At 62.7% G+C, this 17,164-nt stretch carries 16 protein-coding genes; 12 read left to right on the forward strand and 4 right to left on the reverse strand.

Annotated elements, in window-relative coordinates; translation table 11 throughout:
• Positions 1 to 406 precede the first annotated feature (406 nt).
• The 4 genes from cobJ to cobG are packed head-to-tail and all read right to left on the reverse strand — an operon-like array spanning position 407 to position 4,758.
• Positions 407 to 2,107, reverse strand: a complete 1,701-nt coding sequence (cobJ, locus tag AC1DIS_RS00385) for a precorrin-3B C(17)-methyltransferase (protein ID WP_477744181.1) — start codon at positions 2,105 to 2,107, stop codon at positions 407 to 409.
• Complete coding sequence (locus AC1DIS_RS00390) at positions 2,107 to 2,838, reverse strand: precorrin-2 C(20)-methyltransferase (RefSeq protein ID WP_018928431.1); 732 nt, start codon at positions 2,836 to 2,838, stop codon at positions 2,107 to 2,109. The genes cobJ and AC1DIS_RS00390 overlap by 1 nt, the downstream gene beginning before the upstream one ends.
• Positions 2,838 to 3,464 carry a precorrin-8X methylmutase gene (locus AC1DIS_RS00395; protein WP_007937188.1) on the reverse strand — a complete coding sequence of 209 codons (627 nt, stop codon included), beginning with the start codon at positions 3,462 to 3,464 and terminating at the stop codon, positions 2,838 to 2,840. The genes AC1DIS_RS00390 and AC1DIS_RS00395 overlap by 1 nt, the downstream gene beginning before the upstream one ends.
• Positions 3,457 to 4,758 carry a precorrin-3B synthase gene (cobG, locus tag AC1DIS_RS00400; RefSeq protein ID WP_477744182.1) on the reverse strand — a complete coding sequence of 434 codons (1,302 nt, stop codon included), beginning with the start codon at positions 4,756 to 4,758 and terminating at the stop codon, positions 3,457 to 3,459. The genes AC1DIS_RS00395 and cobG overlap by 8 nt, the downstream gene beginning before the upstream one ends.
• A gap of 143 nt (positions 4,759 to 4,901) precedes the next feature.
• Here cobG and AC1DIS_RS00405 point away from each other — a divergent pair, with 143 nt between their 5' ends.
• The 12 genes from AC1DIS_RS00405 to AC1DIS_RS00460 all read left to right on the forward strand — a co-directional run bounded on the left by AC1DIS_RS00405 (position 4,902) and on the right by AC1DIS_RS00460 (position 16,812).
• Positions 4,902 to 6,113, forward strand: coding sequence for a bifunctional cobalt-precorrin-7 (C(5))-methyltransferase/cobalt-precorrin-6B (C(15))-methyltransferase (locus AC1DIS_RS00405; RefSeq protein WP_019582259.1), 1,212 nt, complete (start codon positions 4,902 to 4,904; stop codon positions 6,111 to 6,113).
• Positions 6,106 to 7,203, forward strand: a complete 1,098-nt coding sequence (locus tag AC1DIS_RS00410) for a cobalt-precorrin-5B (C(1))-methyltransferase (RefSeq protein ID WP_111455273.1) — start codon at positions 6,106 to 6,108, stop codon at positions 7,201 to 7,203. The genes AC1DIS_RS00405 and AC1DIS_RS00410 overlap by 8 nt, the downstream gene beginning before the upstream one ends.
• The gene (locus AC1DIS_RS00415) at positions 7,200 to 7,922 is read left to right on the forward strand and encodes a cobalt-precorrin-6A reductase (RefSeq protein WP_064616053.1); all 723 of its coding nucleotides are present in this window, start codon (positions 7,200 to 7,202) and stop codon (positions 7,920 to 7,922) included. The genes AC1DIS_RS00410 and AC1DIS_RS00415 overlap by 4 nt, the downstream gene beginning before the upstream one ends.
• 253 nt (positions 7,923 to 8,175) lie before the next feature.
• Positions 8,176 to 8,487, forward strand: a complete 312-nt coding sequence (locus AC1DIS_RS00420) for a hypothetical protein (protein WP_018928436.1) — start codon at positions 8,176 to 8,178, stop codon at positions 8,485 to 8,487.
• Positions 8,488 to 8,535: 48 nt separating this feature from the next.
• Entirely contained in the window at positions 8,536 to 8,934 is a 399-nt protein-coding gene (locus AC1DIS_RS00425) for a DUF2946 domain-containing protein (protein WP_018928437.1), read from the forward strand.
• A 48-nt stretch (positions 8,935 to 8,982) separates the two neighbouring features.
• A complete protein-coding gene (locus AC1DIS_RS00430; RefSeq protein WP_477744183.1) occupies positions 8,983 to 9,462 on the forward strand; it encodes a copper chaperone PCu(A)C in 480 nt (159 codons plus the stop codon).
• A 21-nt stretch (positions 9,463 to 9,483) separates the two neighbouring features.
• Positions 9,484 to 9,951 carry a DUF2946 domain-containing protein gene (locus tag AC1DIS_RS00435; protein WP_138866709.1) on the forward strand — a complete coding sequence of 156 codons (468 nt, stop codon included), beginning with the start codon at positions 9,484 to 9,486 and terminating at the stop codon, positions 9,949 to 9,951.
• Positions 9,952 to 10,176: 225 nt separating this feature from the next.
• Positions 10,177 to 12,294 carry a TonB-dependent copper receptor gene (locus tag AC1DIS_RS00440; RefSeq protein ID WP_477744184.1) on the forward strand — a complete coding sequence of 706 codons (2,118 nt, stop codon included), beginning with the start codon at positions 10,177 to 10,179 and terminating at the stop codon, positions 12,292 to 12,294.
• Positions 12,295 to 12,447: 153 nt separating this feature from the next.
• On the forward strand, positions 12,448 to 13,827 hold the full coding sequence (locus tag AC1DIS_RS00445) for a PepSY-associated TM helix domain-containing protein (RefSeq protein ID WP_477748565.1): 1,380 nt from the start codon (positions 12,448 to 12,450) through the stop codon (positions 13,825 to 13,827).
• A gap of 245 nt (positions 13,828 to 14,072) precedes the next feature.
• Positions 14,073 to 14,861, forward strand: a complete 789-nt coding sequence (locus tag AC1DIS_RS00450) for an ABC transporter ATP-binding protein (protein WP_064616049.1) — start codon at positions 14,073 to 14,075, stop codon at positions 14,859 to 14,861.
• Positions 14,858 to 15,805 (forward strand): ABC transporter substrate-binding protein, encoded by a 948-nt coding sequence (locus AC1DIS_RS00455; RefSeq protein ID WP_477780702.1) that lies wholly within the window; start codon positions 14,858 to 14,860, stop codon positions 15,803 to 15,805. The genes AC1DIS_RS00450 and AC1DIS_RS00455 overlap by 4 nt, the downstream gene beginning before the upstream one ends.
• Positions 15,802 to 16,812, forward strand: a complete 1,011-nt coding sequence (locus AC1DIS_RS00460) for a FecCD family ABC transporter permease (protein ID WP_477744186.1) — start codon at positions 15,802 to 15,804, stop codon at positions 16,810 to 16,812. Before AC1DIS_RS00455 ends, AC1DIS_RS00460 begins: the two co-directional genes overlap by 4 nt.
• Positions 16,813 to 17,164 lie beyond the last annotated feature (352 nt).

The raw sequence follows: 17,164 nt of genomic DNA on the forward strand, positions 1-17,164 counted from the left end.
CAACAGGGCATCTAAAGTCTTGGCCTGGAAGTTGAAAACTACGCCTTGAAACAGGCAAGCTCAAACAGGAAGAAATTCAATTAATTTCAATAAAGCAGAAACAAAAAAATTTAACAACACACTCTAACGACACCAAAAGTTACTTAACACACCACGAACAAACATTAAACTACTGCCACTTCAAACAAACCTGTCACACACTCAACAATGCAAAATATTTAATATTTCCGAATAAATAAAACAAGACATTAGCGACAGAAAAAAGACCACAGGCAACCGCGCCAAATCCCATGACAGCCGCTGAAAAGGACGACACGTTCGAACGTGGAAAAAACCAACCCGACCACTGGGATTCCAGTGCTGTGAAGTGACGGAAAAGACCGCGGCCCCGAAGGGCCGCTGGCTATCAGGACGCCGGTTTTTCACCGTACCAGCGTGGCGTATACACCCAATCGCCGCCCTCCGCGCGAGGGAATGCGCAGGTAGTGGAAGAGCCGACGAGCACCATGGTGCGCATGTCCACTTGATCCGGGGTCAACGCCCCCAAGGTGGTCGTGCGTAAGGTCTGTCCCGGTCGGCCGATATCCCGCCCCAGCACCACCGGCGTTTCAGGTTTGCGATGCTGCGCGACGATCTCCAGCGCACGCCCCAGCTGCCATGGCCGTGAACGTGAGATCGGGTTATAGAACGCCAGGGCCAGGTCCGCTTCGGCGGCCAGGTCCAGACGCTTTTCGATGATCGACCACGGCTTGAGATTGTCCGACAGGGACATCACGCAGAAGTCATGCCCCAGCGGCGCACCGGCCTGGGCAGCGGTGGCGAGCGACGCGGAGACGCCCGGCAGGATCTCCAGCTCGACAGTGTGCCAGGCCGGGTCACTCGACTCGTGCAAGGCTTCAAGCACCGCCGCCGCCATCGCGAACACGCCCGGGTCGCCTGAGGACACCACGATCACCGAACGGCCCCGGGCCGCCAGTTCGAAGGCGTGGCGGGCACGCTGCATTTCTTCGCGGTTGTCGGTGCAATGCAGCACCTGATCCGCGCGGAAGGGACCGGCCATGCGCACGTAGGTTTCGTAGCCGAGCACATCGGTGGCCCGGGCCAATTCGGCCTTGACGGCCGGCACCATCAGTTCGGCGGCGCCCGGGCCGAGGCCGATCACGGCCAGACGCCCGCGTGGGCGGCCGACTTGCGTGAGGTCCAGTGGCTGTTCGGTCACGGCCACAGCCACATTGTTTGCCGTTGCGATGATCGTCGCCTCGGGCACCGCGCTACGGGCCAACGCGCCGATATCGCTCGCCGGCGCGACAAAACGCAGCGGCACACCCAGCGCAACGGCCGCTTCATGCAACACCGGGCTGGCCATTTCAGTGTCAGGCGCCACCAGGCAGGCCAGCGCCTGCACCGCGACGTTCGCCTGCTGTAACGCCGCGCGAACAGTGCTCGGCAAATCTGCGGCGGCGCCAATCGCCACCGCAACACTGCGCGGATAAATCACCAGCTCATTGGCACTTGCCTCACGGACGTTGCTGCCGACATGGATCGAACGCTGCGCCAGCGGATCTTCCACCAACTGCGCCTGCTCCAGCCACGGCGCCGCGCCTTCGATGCGCACGCTGTGCCCGGCGAGCAAATCAGAGACAAAACGCTTGCCCAGTTCCAGATCGCCAAGGGCGTAACCGCTTGGCGGATTGAGCAGGCAGGTGCCAAAGCGCAGTTCGCCGCTGGTGGTGATCGCCGCAGCGACCTGCAACCCGCTAGCGATCTCGCGCGCCATGACGTTCACTCCACCGAGGCCACCGAGCAAGGGCACCACCGCGCTGCCGTCTTCGGCCACGGCCAGCACCGGCGGTTCGGCGCCCTTTTCCAGCAACAGCGCAGCCAGGGTGCGAATAACGATCCCCGCCGCGCACAGGGCAATGATCGGCGTGTCCTGCTGATACAGCTCGCGCAGGGTCGCGCCGAATTCGGGATAAGTGCGGTCGGCACCCTCGACCCGTCCGGCCAGGCCGTGGATCAACGCAGCCGGATACACCTGTTGAATGCGGCGGGCAGTGGCCAGACTGCCTTGACCGAGAATGACGATTGCGGGCGTGGAATGAGTCATCAGCCTTGCCACCGCTCGCCGGGAACGATGATCAGCGAGAAATACGGCGAGGACATCGGCTCGACCTGATCCAGCGGCACGATTTTCTGGTTGGCCATGGTCGCGCGCTCCACATACAGCGCACGCTCTGCCAGACCGAGTTCTTCGAGCACCTGACGGACCTTGGGAAAGTTACGCCCCAGTTTCATGATCACTGCCGCATCGGCATCGGCCAGGCGACGCTTGAGGTCTTCGTGGGGCAGCACGCCGGACAACACCGACAGGCTCTGATTGCGATACACCAGCGGCGCACCGAGTACCGAGGCGCCACCAAGCATCGAGCAGACACCCGGCACGACTTCGGCTTCGTAACGCTCGGCCAGTCGATCGTGCAGGTACATGTAGGAGCCGTAGAAGAACGGATCGCCTTCGCAGATCACCGCCACATCACGGCCGGCGTCCAGATGCGCGGCGAGTTGTTCAGCGGCCGTATCGTAGAAATCGCTGATCACTTGTTCATACGACAACGGTGCCGGCAGCGCTTCGGTGGTCACCGGATAAACCAGCGGCAGCAGGGTTTGTGGATCTTGCAGATGCGCTTCGATGATGCCGAATGCATTGCCCTTCTTGCCCTTGGCGACGAAGTACGCCACCACTGGCGATTCGCGCAGCAGGCGCAAGGCTTTGACGGTAATCAGTTCCGGATCACCGGGGCCGACGCCCAGGCCAATCAAACGTCCAGGTTGCTGCATCATTCGATCTCCGTGGCGAGGGCATTGACGGCGGCGGCGGCCATGGCGCTACCGCCCAGCCGGCCTTGCATGATGACGAAAGGCACACCACGGCTGTCCGCCGCGAGCATCGCCTTGGATTCGGCGGCGCCGACGAAGCCCACCGGGAAGCCGAGGATCAGCGCCGGCTTCGGCGCGCCGGCATCGAGCATTTCCAACAGATAAAACAGTGCGGTCGGTGCGTTGCCGATCACCACCACGCTGCCTTCCAGATGCGGGCGCCACAGCTCCAGCGCGGCGGCGGAACGGGTATTGCCCAACTCGCGGGCAAGCTCCGGCACGCTGTCGTCGCGCAGGGTGCAGATCACCGGGTTGTTGGCCGGCAAACGCGCACGGGTCACGCCTTCGCTGACCATCCGCGCGTCGCACAGAATCGGCGCACCGGCCGCCAGCGCATCGCGCCCGGCCTTGCCGGCGCCTTCGGAAAATTGCAGACCATCGATGGCCTCGACCATGCCGCAGGCGTGGATCACCCGCACGGCGAGTTTCTCCAGATCGGCCGGAATACGCGCAAGGTTGGCCTCGGCGCGAATGATCGCGAAGGAGTTGCGATAGATCTCCTGACCGTCGCGGATGTAATCAAGCATCAAGGGAACTCCGTGAGCGGGCGTCGAGCAAGGCTGCGACCGCTTCAATAGTAAGGTTGTGTGCGTGCAGGGCGCCGAAACCCGGATGCCCTGCATCGCGAAAATAGAGGTCGTAGTGACCGGGGGCGACAGCCAGCAGCGTGACCGGTGCTACATGGGCCGCGGCGCAGGAACGCTGGCAGCCGGATAAATGCACTGCTTGATCGTGACGTTGCAACAGCGCGGCCAACTGCATGGCGTCGCTCTTGGTATCGGCCAGGCCCTTGCCGCAGCCAGCGGAACCGGTGCAGGCGATCAACCGCGACACAGGCTGATCAGCGTCACATAGCAGGCCCAGTTGCTCCAGACGCCTAATCACTTCAGGCGCCCGCTCTTTTCGAACGTTGGGCAGCAACAGACTTTGCCATGGAGTGAAACGCAGACTCGCGTCGCCGAATTCGCACGCCAGTTGCGCCACGCCCCTGAGCATGACGGGATCGAGCCGCCCCAAAGGCGGTACGGCGCCGACATAGACGTATTCGGCTTCACGTTGCGGATGAGCGCCGATGTGCAGAGTGTCCAGGTTCAGTGAACGCTGCCAATCGGTAATCGACTTCAAGGGCACACGCTCGGCCAGGCGAGCGAGAAACTCTGCGAGTGGATACTCGGCCAGCAAATGACGCATTCGTGTTTGATCCGGACGCGCCAGGTCGAGAAACAACTCCAGCACCGCTACCACCAGTGCGTGCCCCTGCTCGCGTGACACCGCGCCTGCGGGCCTGTCCGTAGGGCAACCCGCCAGACCGAACGCCAGTAACAGCTCGCCGTTTCGCTCAGCAGCAGACAACCACAGATCATGCGGGTGTTCGAGCATCGCCAACGCCTCGCCGCCATCGAGTTGCACGGCAAACTTGGCGCTGAGTTCGTGGAAACGTTCGTGGCTTTGCAGCGTCGTGAGGATCTGCTCCGCCAGCGCATGCGTGTCGAAGAGCATGTGCCGGTCAACCCCGGCAGACGGGCTGAGCATCAGATTGCGCACATCGTCGCCCGCCGCGGTACGCGGCCCCAACCCTGCGGCGAGCAGACTGTCGATCAAAGCCGTCTGCTGACTGCCAATTCCGCGAATCTGCAGGTTGGCCCGGTTGGTCGCCTCGATCACGCCCCCGGCAAACCGTTCGGCCGCGCTGGCCACCGCTTCAGCCTGGACCGCGCTGATCGAGCCGCCGTTCAATTTGATCCGGCAGATGCCGCCATCCAGTGCCGGGACGATACGCAGCAACCCCGGGCAGGCCGAGGGGCGTAAGGCGGTGGACATCGGGCGTTCGTTCAAAGGGGCGACCGGCTGTGTGGGAAAGGCGCTTCGCAGGCGAAGGCGCGGTATTATGCCTGCTTTGTCCGACGGCATGAAAAGCCTGCCCGTCGGAACACCCCGTTTGAGGCATTTTTTGAGGACTGCAGATGTCGCCCTGGCTGACAGTAGTAGGTATCGGTGAAGACGGCTTCAAGGGCCTGGGCAAGAACGCCCGTCGCGCCCTTCTGGGCGCTTCGCGGATATTCGGCGGCCAACGGCAACTGGATTTGTTGCCCGTGTGCATTCGCGGCGAGCGCCAGCTCTGGCCCAGTCCATTCTCCCTTGAACCCCTATTGGCGCTGCGGGGCGAGCCGGTTTGCGTGCTGGCCAGCGGCGACCCGATGTTCTTTGGCGTCGGTGCCAGCCTGGCGCGGCAACTGCCCGGCGCAGAAATGCTGATCCTGCCCGCCCCATCCTCCGTGTCACTGGCGGCCGCTCGCCTGGGCTGGCCGTTGCAGGATGTGGTGACGCTGTCGGTGGTCGCCCGTCCCGTCGCCGCGCTCAACGCTCATTTGTTCAGTGGTGTGCGTTTGCTGGTGCTGAGCAACGACGGCCAGAGTCCAGCGGCCATTGCGGCGCTGCTGCGTGAGCGCGGTTTCGGGCCGAGTCGCCTGACCGTGCTGGAACATCTGGGCGGCGAAGCCGAACGGCGCATCGAGGGCGCTGCCAACGACTGGAGCGACCCGGCGATCGCCGATCTGAACCTGATCGCCATCGAATGCATCGCTGAACCCAACACACCGCGCCTGTCGCGCCTGGCCGGCCTGCCGGATTCGGCCTTCCAGCACGACGGCCAACTGACTAAACGCGACGTGCGCGCCATCACCCTTTCTCGCCTCGCCCCGATCCCCGGCGAACTGCTGTGGGACGTCGGCGCCGGCAGCGGCTCGATCGGCATCGAATGGATGCGCGCTCACCCGAGTTGCCGAGCGCTGGCCATCGAAGCGGATGAGGGACGGCAAGCGTTGATTGAACACAACCGCGATGCCCTGGGCGTTCCCGGCCTGCAATTGATTCGCGGCAGTGCGCCGCAAGCCCTGAGCGGACTCGAACGTCCGGACGCGATTTTCATCGGCGGTGGCGTCACTCGTGAAGGCGTGCTCGATACTTGCTGGGCGCAACTCAAACCCGGCGGCCGGTTGATCGCCAATGCTGTGACACTGCAAAGCGAAGTGACCTTGATGGCCTGGCGTGAACGGCATGGCGGTGAGCTGACCCGCATTCACGTCGCCCAGGCGCAACCGTTGGGCGAGTTCGATACCTGGCGTCAGGCGCTGCCGATTACCTTGCTGGACGTGACGAAACCCCTCGATGCGTGACGAAACCGCCGAACAACCCGCCCCGCTGCGCAGCGGCCTGACCACCGGCAGCTGCGCCACCGCCACCAGCCTCGCGGCCGCCCGCCTGCTGCTCGGCGGCGTGGAAGCGGACGCCGTCGAGATCATTCTGCCCAAAGGCAAACGGGTACAGATGCGCCTGGAGTTCTGTCGACTGACGGACGACGGCGCCGAAGCCGGAACGATCAAGGACGCTGGCGACGACCCCGACGTGACCCACGGCGCCCTGCTGTTTTCCCAGGTGCGCCTGCACAGCGAACCGGGTATCCGCTTCAGCGCCGGCCGTGGCGTCGGCACCGTCACCCGGCCCGGGCTGGTGCTGAACGTCGGCGAACCGGCGATCAACCCGGTGCCGCGCAAGATGATCACTGATCACCTGACGTTGCTGGCCGAGGAACTGAATTACCAGGGCGGCTTCGAGGTTACGGTAAACGTCGAGGACGGCGAAGCCCTGGCGCTGAAGACCATGAACCCGCGGCTGGGCATTCTCGGCGGCTTGTCGATCCTCGGCACCAGCGGCATCGTCCGGCCATTCTCCTGCGCCGCCTACATTGCCTCGATCCACCAGGGCATCGACGTCGCCAAAACCAACGGTTACCTGCACATCGCCGCGTGCACTGGCAACGCCAGCGAAGACACCATGCGCCGGGTCTACGACTTGCCGGAAATCGCCCTGATCGAAATGGGCGACTTCGTCGGCGCGGTGCTCAAGCACTTGCGTAAAGTACCTGTGGAAAAACTCAGCCTGTGCGGCGGCTTCGGCAAGATCAGTAAACTGGCGGCCGGGCACATGGATTTGCACAGTCGGCATTCAAGCATCGACCTGCCGCAACTGGCCGAATGGGCCGCGGCGGTCGGTGCCGATGCGGCGTTGCAACAGGCGATCCGCGATGCCAATACCAGTCAACAAGCCTTGGCCATGGCCAGCGCCGCCGGGATCGCCCTCGGCGACGCGGTGTGCCAGCACGCCCTCGACTTTGCCCGCAGCGTGGTGCCGGCGCAGGTTCAGGTCGAAGTGTTCGCCATCGATCGCCAGGGCGGGATTGTCGGCCATGCGGGAGTTTTTCAATGAAGCGCGTGTTGTTGCTCGGCGGCGTCACTGAGGCATTGGCCATCGCCCGAACCCTGGGGCCGGAGCACATCTACAGCCTGGCCGGTGTCGGTCGGGTGCCGACGGATCTGAACTGTCAGGTCCGCGTTGGCGGCTATGGCGGCGCCGAAGGTCTGGCGCAGTTCATTCGTGACGAAGGCATTGACCTGCTGCTGGATGCGACCCACCCCTACGCGGCCCGCATCAGCCACAACGCCGCCACCGCCGCGAAGTTGAGCGGCATTGCCTGTTGGGCCTTGCGCCGTCCGGCCTGGCAGCCACAAGCCGCAGATGACTGGCGCGAAGTCAGCGACTGGGGCGAGCTGATCGAAGCGCTGAAACCCTTTCGCCGACCGCTGTTCACCCTCGGTCGCGAGCCATTGCAGCACCTGCACGAAATCCCGTCGGAGCAATTCTGGACGTTGCGTGCACTGGACGTTTATCCGGGCAACGCGCGCTGCGAAGTGATCGGCGCCCGTGGGCCGTTTCTGATCGAGGATGAACGCGCGCTGTTCGAGCGGCGGCAGATCGATGTGCTGATCAGCAAGAACAGTGGCAGCACCGCCACCGAGCCGAAGCTGGAAGTGGCGCGGGAACGTGGAGTGCCGGTGCTGGTGTTGAAGCGGCCGGTGTTGCCGGGGGTTGAGCGGGAGTTTGGGGCGGTGACTGAGGTTTTAACGGCCCTCACACAAAACTGGTAGCAGCTGCCGAAGACTGCGTTCGGCTGCGCAGCAGTCGTAAAATCAAACACCACGGTCTGCCAGGTTGACTGCGGCGCATGGGATCACGACCGCTACGCAGCCGAACGCAGCCTTCGGCAGCTGCTACAGAAAATGCGCAATCCCCTACATATCCATCGGACCTAACGCACAACATCATCCAAATCGACTGACTTGTGGGCTCACAACCCAACCCCCATATTTCAAGCCCCACCCATGTAACGGGAAATGGCGGATGACTGAAAAATTCACTCGCTTCGATATCACTGAGTTTCTCCTGACGTCTGCCGATATGTGGCACTACATCAAGGCCTGCGAAGAGGAAGACCCGGGCGATGGAAGCTTCAATCGTGTAGCGCTCAGAGATGTCAAACACACAATCCGGGCAAGAATCCAAAGTGACCCTCAATTCGCTCAGGCATTAAGAGTCGAAGTCGCTACACTCTTTCAAAACGGCGAGGCTGAGCTTGCACGCCGGCTGCTCGATATGCTGACTGACTCGCTGCGACACCACACCGCACGCGGTCTTTTTACTTATCGCCCCTGATCAGGCTAAATAGCCGCGCCTGATCGCCCACTCAAACGGATCTGCCCCATGTCCCGACAACGGCTCGCATTTGCCTGGATCGCCTGCTTTGCAGTGCTGTTCAACATGCTCGCCATGCCGATGTCCGGAGCGATGGCGCAAACGGCGAAATCTCCTGCCGAGCAGTTGTTGTGGGGCAGTTTCTGCTCTTCCAGCGGCACGAAGCTGGTGGCGATTTCCCTGGGTGACATCGAGCAGAAAGCCCCGCAGAACGACGATCATTCCAACATGCAGCATTGCTGGTGTTGCTCGGGCTCCGCGCCGTTGGTGGCGTTGCCGGGGCATGCGCCGCAGTTGTATTACGCGCGATTCGAGGCCAATCGAAGCGTGCCGCCTGCCACGCTCGACACACCGACACCGCGCCAGCAATGGCCGAGTCTCAACCCCCGCGCTTCCCCTCTGGTGTGATTCCGTCTCGCAATTGACCTGCGTTTTGAATCGTTCTGGAGAACTGCCATGTTGAACAAACTCATCGTCCTGGCTGTGTTGCTGCTGCCTGCCTGTTTTGCCAATGCCCACGAATACAAGGTTGGCGAACTTGAGATCGCCCATCCGTGGTCGCAGGAGTTGCCGCCCAACGCGCCCACCGTCGCGGCGTATTTCGTGATTCACAACAGCGGCAAAACCGCTGATCGGCTGCTTAGCGTCGGATCGCCAATATCCGGCAAGGCCGAGTTGCACGAACATGTGATGCAAAACGATCTGATGAAAATGCAGCAAGTGCCCAGCGTCGAGATTCCGGCTGGCGGCGATGTCACCTTCGCCCCGATGGCATACCACGTGATGCTGCTGGAGCTCAGAGACCGCAGCCTGTTGAGCGACGGCAAGCGCTTCCCGCTGACCCTGCACTTCGAGAAGTCCGGTGATGTAACGGTCGAGGTCTCGGTGCAGAAAAAGGCACCGGACAGCATGCAAGCGCACATGCACGCCCAGTAATCGCCCCCGTTGAAAACGCCTATGCGCCCGCATAGCGCCAGGCCATCCGTGCGCCGCCGTCAGCCAATGAGCCTGACCCGCGGCAGCTGGATCAGCCTGTTCGCCATGCTGATGATCTTTATCGGCCCACTGATTTCTCAGTCGATGCCGATGGATTCGCGCGCGGCTGCTTCGAGCATGGCGATAGGCATGTCCATGAACATGTCGATGGACATGGGCTCGGACATGTCGGCGATGGAGCACGCCGACCACGACGCACAACCGGTTGCCGAACACTGCCGGCCGACAGCCGAGCATCACGCGCTGTGGGAAAAATGCGGCTATTGCAGCCTGCTGTTCAATTGCCCGGCACTCACCGGTGGCACTTCATTCACCGCGTTCGACACCCCGTCCGCCACCACCTTCACCACACCCGCCACCCGCCTGGGCCACGCCCGGCAAACCTTCTTCCCTGGCGCCCGCACCCGCGCCCCGCCCATCGTCGCGTAAACACCCACCTCCGATCCCACACGGTCCGCAAGTCAACCCAAGCAACCTGTGGGGGCGATTTTTTTGTGGCGAGGGAGCTTGCTCCCGCCTGAGTGCGCAGCACTCACAAAAGGGGCCGCTGCGCAGCCCAGCGGGAGCAAGCTCCCTCGCCACAAAAGCTCGCTCCTACAGGAATTTGCGTCGGCTGCCGGCCGTGTCGTTTACGACTGTTCGATGGAAATTGTCATGTCCAGGTTTTCTGCTGACACACGTTTGGGCGCTGCCCAGGCTTTTTTTGCCCTGAACCCATCCCGCGTTCGCTTCAGGCACGCCACCGCTGTTCTTTGCGGCTTGTTGCTGACGCCAATGGTGCTGGCCGATGAACACGCCGGCCACACCGAAGAACTGAGCCCGACGGTGATCACCGCCATCGCGCCGAGCTCGCCGCTGACCGTCGTCACCAACCCCAAGGACCCGCGCCAACCGGTGCCGGCCAGCGACGGTGGTGATTATCTGAAGACCATCCCCGGCTTCGCGCTGGTGCGCAACGGCGGCACCAATGGCGACCCGGTGCTGCGCGGCATGTTCGGTTCGCGCCTGAATATCCTCACCAACGGCAGCATGATGCTCGGCGCCTGCCCCGGCCGGATGGACGCTCCGACCTCGTACATCTCACCGGAAACCTACGACAAACTCACCGTGATCAAAGGCCCGCAAACCGTGCTCTGGGGCCCCGGCGCCTCCGCCGGCACCATCCTGTTCGACCGGGAGCCGGAAAGCTTCGGCGAACTCGGCACCCGGGTGAATGCCAGCGTATTGGCCGGCTCCAACGGCCGCTTCGACAAAGTGGTGGATGCCGCCGCTGGCGGGCCGCTGGGTTACGTGCGCGTGATCGGCAACACCGCGCACTCCGATGACTACAAGGACGGCAACAACGACACCGTGCCCTCGCGCTACGACAAATGGAACGGTGATATAGCGCTGGGCTGGACGCCGAACGCCGACACCCTGCTGGAATTGACTGCCGGCAAAGGCGACGGCGAAGCCCGTTACGCCGGGCGTGGCATGGACGGTTCGCAGTTCTTGCGCGAAAGCCTGGGCCTGCGCTTCGAGCAGTCGAACATCGGTGAAGTGCTGGATAAGGTCGAGGCGCAGGTCTACTACAACTACGCCGACCACGTGATGGACAACTACACCCTGCGCACGCCGTCCGGCACCGGGATGATGGCCGGTCCCATGGCCTCCAATGTCGATCGCCGAACCCTCGGCGCGCGGATCAAAGCCACCTGGCGCTGGGCCGATGTGCAACTGATCAGTGGCCTGGACGCGCAAACCAACGAACACCGCCAACGCAGCGCCATGGGCGTCGACGCCTACAAGGATGTGCCGCGCAACAAGGACGCCGACTTCCACAACTACGGCGTGTTCAGCGAACTGACCTGGTACGCCGCCGACCGTGATCGGCTGATCACTGGCGCACGACTGGACCGTGCTTCGGCCAAGGATTATCGGCAGACCATCGGCTCCGGGATGATGGCCCGCCCCAACCCGACCGCCGACGACACCCGCGCCGATACCCTGCCCAGCGGTTTCGTGCGTTACGAGCATGACCTGGCCGACAGCCCGACCACGCTGTATGCGGGCCTCGGCCATGCCCAGCGTTTCCCGGATTACTGGGAGCTGTTTTCACCCAAGTCCGGCCCTGCCGGTTCGGTGAATGCGTTCGACGCGATCAAGCCGGAGAAAACCACCCAGCTCGACTTCGGCCTGCAATACAAGACCGCCGACCTCGAAGCCTGGGCCTCGGGATATGTCGGGCAGGTGCGTGACTACATCCTGTTCAACTACACGCCGGGAATGATGGGCATGACCTCGCAAGCCGAGAACATCGACGCGCGAATCATGGGCGGCGAACTCGGTGCAGCCTACAAACTGACGGCCAACTGGAAAGCCGATGCGACCCTGGCCTATGCCTGGGGCAAGAACAGCAGCGACGGCACTGCCCTGCCGCAAATGCCACCGCTGGATGCACGTTTCGGCCTGACCTACAGCGAAGACAACTGGAGCGCCGGCGCCTTGTGGCGGGTGGTCGCGGCGCAAAACCGCATCGACCGGAACAAGGGCAACGTGGTCGGCAAAGACTTCGACAAAAGCTCGGGGTTCGGCGTGTTCTCGCTCAACGGCGCGTACCGGATCAACAAGAACTGGAAGGTCAGCAGCGGCGTCGACAACTTGTTCGGCAAGGCCTACGCCGAACACCTGAACCTGGCCGGTAACGCCGGTTTCGGCTTCCCGGCCAATGATCCGCAAGCCATCAACGAACCGGGGCGCACGCTCTGGACCAAGGTCGACATGAGCTTCTAAGAGCATCGCGGGCGAGCCTCGCTCCTACAGGGTTTGTGTCGGATGTGGTTATTGCGAACAACCTGAACCTGTAGGAGCGAGGCTTGCCCGCGAACGACTGCGCAGCAGTCACCAGACAATTACAAAAGATCCAAGCCTAGCGGAGCACTCGAAGTGAAACAGCCCAAACCGAATTTCTACAACCTGGCCTGGCGTTGGCATTTCTACGCCGGCCTGTTCGTCGCGCCGTTCATGGTGATGCTGGCCCTGACCGGCATCGTCTACCTGTTCAAACCGCAACTCGATCCATTGATGTACGGCAGCCTGATGAACATCCCGGCCGGTCATCACACCGTGGCCGCCGACGACCTGCTCAAACGGGTGAAAGAGGCGTATCCACAAGCCCGGATCAAACAATACCTGCCGCCGGTCAACGCCGAACGCAGCGCGCAATTCGTGGTGATCAATGAAGGTCATGAACTGAACGTGTTCATCGATCCGTACCACGGCGATATCCTCGGCGAGCAAGACGCGAAGAACAATCTGCAGGCGCTCGCACGCTCGATTCACGGCGAGTTGATGATCGGCACCGTCGGTGATCGGCTGGTGGAGCTGGCCGCCGGATGGGGTGTGGTGTTGGTGGTCTCCGGGGTATTTTTGTGGTGGCCGCGTGGTCAGTACGCCGGCGTGCTGTGGCCGCGCCTCAGCCGTCGCGGACGTGTGCTGTGGCGTGACTTGCACGCAGTGACCGGGTTCTGGGGCTCGGCGCTTTTGCTGGTGATGCTGCTCAGCGGCATGACCTGGACCGGCTTCTGGGGCAAGCAATACGCCGACCTCTGGAACCGCTTTCCGGTCGCCATGTGGAATGACGTGCCCAAGTCCGACGTCGAGGCCCGCAGCCTCAACAGCGCCACACGCCAGACCGTGCCGTGGGCCATGGAAAACACGCCGATGCCAATGTCTGGCGACCATGCCGAACACATGGCTCACGCCAGCACGCAAGCCGGCCCGGCGGCGCCGACCATCAGCCTGCAAGACGTGCAAAACATTGCCGTGCAGCGCAAGGTCGAGCCCGGCTACAGCATCACCTTCCCGACCACCGCCACCGGCGTGTTCACCATCGCGGTGTTCGCCGACGACCCGCGCAACGACGCCACCCTGCACGTCGACCAGTACACCGGCGACGTCCTCGCCGACGTGCGCTGGCAGCATTACAGCAACGTCGCCCGCGCCACGGAAGTCGGCGTGATGCTGCACGAAGGCAAGATGTTCGGCCCGTTCAATCAGATCATCGTGCTGCTGATCTGCCTGATGATTTTGCTCAGCGCCGTCAGCGGCGTGGTGATCTGGTGGAAGCGTCGGCCACAGGGCAAGTTCGGTGTGCCACCGTTGCGTCACGACCTGCCGAAATGGAAAACCGCAATGGTCATCATGCTCGCCCTGGCGGTGATGTTTCCGTTGGTGGGGGCTTCGCTGGTTGTCGTGTGGCTATTGGATTGGGGGCTGCTGTCGCGCCTGGGCCGGCAAATTGAATCCACCTCACCTTCATCATGAAACAGGCGAGATACGCGTACGCGTAAAGCCAATACAATGCGGGCCAGCATTGAGTCCTTGGCAAACCGCCAAGTTTTTGTGGCGAGGGAGCTTGCTCCCGCTGGGTTGCGCAGCGACCCCAAACCTGACGCCGCGGTTTCTGAGGGGATACCGCGTTGTAGGGTTTTACGACTGCTGCGCAGCCGAGCGGGAGCAAGCTCCCTCGCCACAGGTGTGTGCTGGCTTGAACGATCATCAGGAATGAAATGACCTCGCTGAACCTCACCAACCTCGCCTGGACACCCCTGGGCCACGGCCACTGCCATCACCAGTTCCAGCTGCGTGACGCCTCCTTGCACGTGGCAGCCGGTGAGTTCGTCGGGTTGATCGGCCCCAACGGCAGCGGTAAAACCAGCCTGCTGCGGTGCGCTTATCGCTTCAGCAAACCGGAACATGGCGAGATAAAACTCGACCATCACAACGTCTGGAAGCAGTCCTCACGCTGGTGTGCGCAACGCATCGCCGTGGTGTTGCAGGAATTTCCCGACGCCTTCGGCCTGACCGTCGATGAAGTGGTCGCCATGGGCCGCACGCCGCACAAAGGACTGTTCGACGGCGACACCGTGCACGACCGCAACCTCGCGGCCCACGCCCTGGAATCAGTCGGCCTCAAGGGCTTCGAAGACCACGCCTTCGCCACCCTGTCCGGCGGTGAAAAGCAGCGCGTGATCCTCGCCCGCGCCCTGGCCCAGCAACCGCAATTGCTGATCCTCGATGAGCCGACCAACCACCTCGACCCGCGCTATCAACTGGAACTGCTGCAACTGGTCAAACGCCTGCAGATCGGCACATTGGCGAGCATCCACGACCTCAATCTGGCGGCAGCCTTCTGCGATCGGCTGTACGTGATCCATCACGGTCGCATCGTGGCCAGTGGCACCCCCAAAGAAGTCCTGACCACACACCTTTTGCACAACGTGTTCGGCGTCGACGCCCTGATCGATGACCATCCCTTGCACGGCTACCCACGAATCACCTGGATAACCCAACCATGACTTTGCGTTCCCTGCTTTGCGTCGCGTTGTTGCTGGGCAGTGCCCATGCCTTCGCCGAGGCCACGAAATACCCGCTGACTGTCCAGAGTTGCAACCGCGCAGTGACCTTCAAGCAAGCGCCGAAACACGCGGTCAGCCATGACATCAACATGACTCAGATGATGCTCGCCCTCGGTCTCAAACCCAGGATGGCCGGCTACAGCGGCGTGACCGGCTGGAAATCGGTGACGCCCCAGATGCAGACCATCCTCGATGGCTTGCCGGAGCTGGCAGCCAAGTATCCGTCGGTGGAAACCCTGCTCAACGCCAACGTCGATTTCTTCTTCGCCGGTTGGGACTACGGCATGCGCGTCGGTGGTGACCTCACGCCGCAAACCCTGCAACCACTGGGGATCAACGTCTACGAACTCACCGAGTCCTGCGCGTTCGTGATGAAGCGCCCACCGGCCAGCCTGGATGACACCTATAACGACCTGCGCAACCTCGGCAAAATCTTCGACGTGCAGGATCGCGCCAACGCCGTGATCGCCCGGATGCAGGCGCAAGTCGCCGAGGTGCGCCAGGATCTGCCAGCGGACAAGCCTCKGGTATTTCTCTACGACAGCGGTGAAGACCGGGCCATGACCTCCGGGCGCCTGGGCATGCCGCAGGCGCTGATCGACGCGGCCGGCGGGCGCAACATTCTCGATGACGTCGAGGCGAGCTGGACCCGGGTCAACTGGGAAAACGTGGTCGAGCGTAATCCGCAGGTGATCGTGATCGTCGATTACGGCGAAGTCACCGCTGAACAGAAGGAGCAGTTTTTGCTGAACAACCAGGCCCTGCAATCGGTGGACGCGATCAAGAACCAGCGCTTCATCGTCATTCCTTACGTACAGGCCACCCCGGGGATCGACAACGTGCTGGCGGTCGAAACCCTGGCCAAGGGTTTCCACGGCGAATGATCGACCGTCGCTATGCCTTGTTGCTGATCGGCCTCGGCGTGCTGTTGCTGATGTCGTGTGTGGTGTCGCTGGGTTTTGGCCCGGCGCGGGTGCCGGTGGACGTGGTGTGGCGGATTCTGCTGCACAAGGCGCTCGGTGTTGGCGAGCAGAACTGGACGGCCGGCCAGGAACACATCGTCTGGCTGATCCGCGTGCCGCGCATGTTGCTCGGCGCGCTGGTGGGCGCCGGCCTGGCGCTGATCGGTGCGGTGCTGCAAGCGGTGACGCGCAATCCATTGGCCGATCCGCACTTGTTGGGCGTGACCTCCGGCGCGACCCTCGGCGCGGTGATCGTGGTGTTGCATGTCGGTGAAATCGTCGGCCTGCTGACCTTGCCCATCGCGGCGTTTATCGGCGCGCTGTTGAGCATGCTGATCGTGCTGATGATCGCCAACCGTCATGGGCGGCTGGACAGTGATCGGTTGCTGCTGTGCGGTGTCGCGGTGTCGTTCGTGATGATGGCGATTGCCAACCTGCTGCTGTTTCTCGGTGACCATCGCGCCAGTTCGGCGGTGATGTTCTGGATGCTCGGCGGCCTCGGGCTGGCGCGTTGGGAATTGCTTGCCGTGCCCGCCGCGAGTGTGTTGCTCGGGTTGGTGTTGTTGCTGGGCATGGCCCGGCCGTTGAATGCGTTGATGGCCGGTGAACAGACCGCCGTGACCCTGGGCCTCAATGCCCGCACCGTACGGCTGCGGGTGTTTTTGATTGCCTCGCTGATGACCGGGGTGCTGGTGTCCATCAGCGGCTCGATTGGTTTTGTCGGGCTGATGGTGCCGCACATTGCCCGGCGATTGGTGGGTGCCGAGCATCGGCGGTTGCTGCCGGTGTGCGTGTTGTTGGGCAGCCTGTTCCTCGTCTGGGTCGACGTGGCCGCACGCACCCTGATCGCCCCGGAAGACCTGCCCATCGGCGTCGCCACCGCCGCGATTGGCGGGCTGTTCTTCATCGGTCTTATGCGCCGGCGCTGACTCACCGCTCCCACAGGGTGATCGTTCCCACGCTCCTGCGTGGGAATGCCGCCAGGGACGCTCCGCGTTCCGCTTTGAATGTTTAACGGATGTATCAGAACTCAGACCTTTCCCACGCATCTTTCAGGTTGTCCGTCGGAAGCGGGCTCTCTAGTCTTTGGCTGTCGCTGACAACTCAGCGATCGGGCGTGAGAACCCGGTAGCCCTGTTAATCCAACATCAGTACCACCATAATTGCCGCCAGCTTACCGCTGCGTGCAATGCTCTATGGCGGCTGTGTGCGGGCGGACTTCGGTCCGGCCGGGTTTGGGGTACGACCGGTTTCTCACTCCGCACATAGCTGCCACCCCTT

The sequence above is a fragment of the Pseudomonas sp. 05N433 genome, from assembly GCF_056396925.1.

What these genes read in the sequence shown, in the direction of transcription:
- cobJ (WP_477744181.1), bottom strand. Translation starts at nt 2,107, where the DNA reads ATGACTCATTCCACGCCCGCAATCGTCATTCTCGGTCAAGGCAGTCTG.
- AC1DIS_RS00390 (WP_018928431.1), bottom strand. Translation starts at nt 2,838, where the DNA reads ATGCAGCAACCTGGACGTTTGATTGGCCTGGGCGTCGGCCCCGGTGAT.
- AC1DIS_RS00395 (WP_007937188.1), bottom strand. Translation starts at nt 3,464, where the DNA reads ATGCTTGATTACATCCGCGACGGTCAGGAGATCTATCGCAACTCCTTC.
- cobG (WP_477744182.1), bottom strand. Translation starts at nt 4,758, where the DNA reads ATGTCCACCGCCTTACGCCCCTCGGCCTGCCCGGGGTTGCTGCGTATC.
- AC1DIS_RS00405 (WP_019582259.1), top strand. Translation starts at nt 4,902, where the DNA reads ATGTCGCCCTGGCTGACAGTAGTAGGTATCGGTGAAGACGGCTTCAAG.
- AC1DIS_RS00410 (WP_111455273.1), top strand. Translation starts at nt 6,106, where the DNA reads ATGCGTGACGAAACCGCCGAACAACCCGCCCCGCTGCGCAGCGGCCTG.
- AC1DIS_RS00415 (WP_064616053.1), top strand. Translation starts at nt 7,200, where the DNA reads ATGAAGCGCGTGTTGTTGCTCGGCGGCGTCACTGAGGCATTGGCCATC.
- AC1DIS_RS00420 (WP_018928436.1), top strand. Translation starts at nt 8,176, where the DNA reads ATGACTGAAAAATTCACTCGCTTCGATATCACTGAGTTTCTCCTGACG.
- AC1DIS_RS00425 (WP_018928437.1), top strand. Translation starts at nt 8,536, where the DNA reads ATGTCCCGACAACGGCTCGCATTTGCCTGGATCGCCTGCTTTGCAGTG.
- AC1DIS_RS00430 (WP_477744183.1), top strand. Translation starts at nt 8,983, where the DNA reads ATGTTGAACAAACTCATCGTCCTGGCTGTGTTGCTGCTGCCTGCCTGT.
- AC1DIS_RS00435 (WP_138866709.1), top strand. Translation starts at nt 9,484, where the DNA reads ATGCGCCCGCATAGCGCCAGGCCATCCGTGCGCCGCCGTCAGCCAATG.
- AC1DIS_RS00440 (WP_477744184.1), top strand. Translation starts at nt 10,177, where the DNA reads ATGTCCAGGTTTTCTGCTGACACACGTTTGGGCGCTGCCCAGGCTTTT.
- AC1DIS_RS00450 (WP_064616049.1), top strand. Translation starts at nt 14,073, where the DNA reads ATGACCTCGCTGAACCTCACCAACCTCGCCTGGACACCCCTGGGCCAC.
- AC1DIS_RS00460 (WP_477744186.1), top strand. Translation starts at nt 15,802, where the DNA reads ATGATCGACCGTCGCTATGCCTTGTTGCTGATCGGCCTCGGCGTGCTG.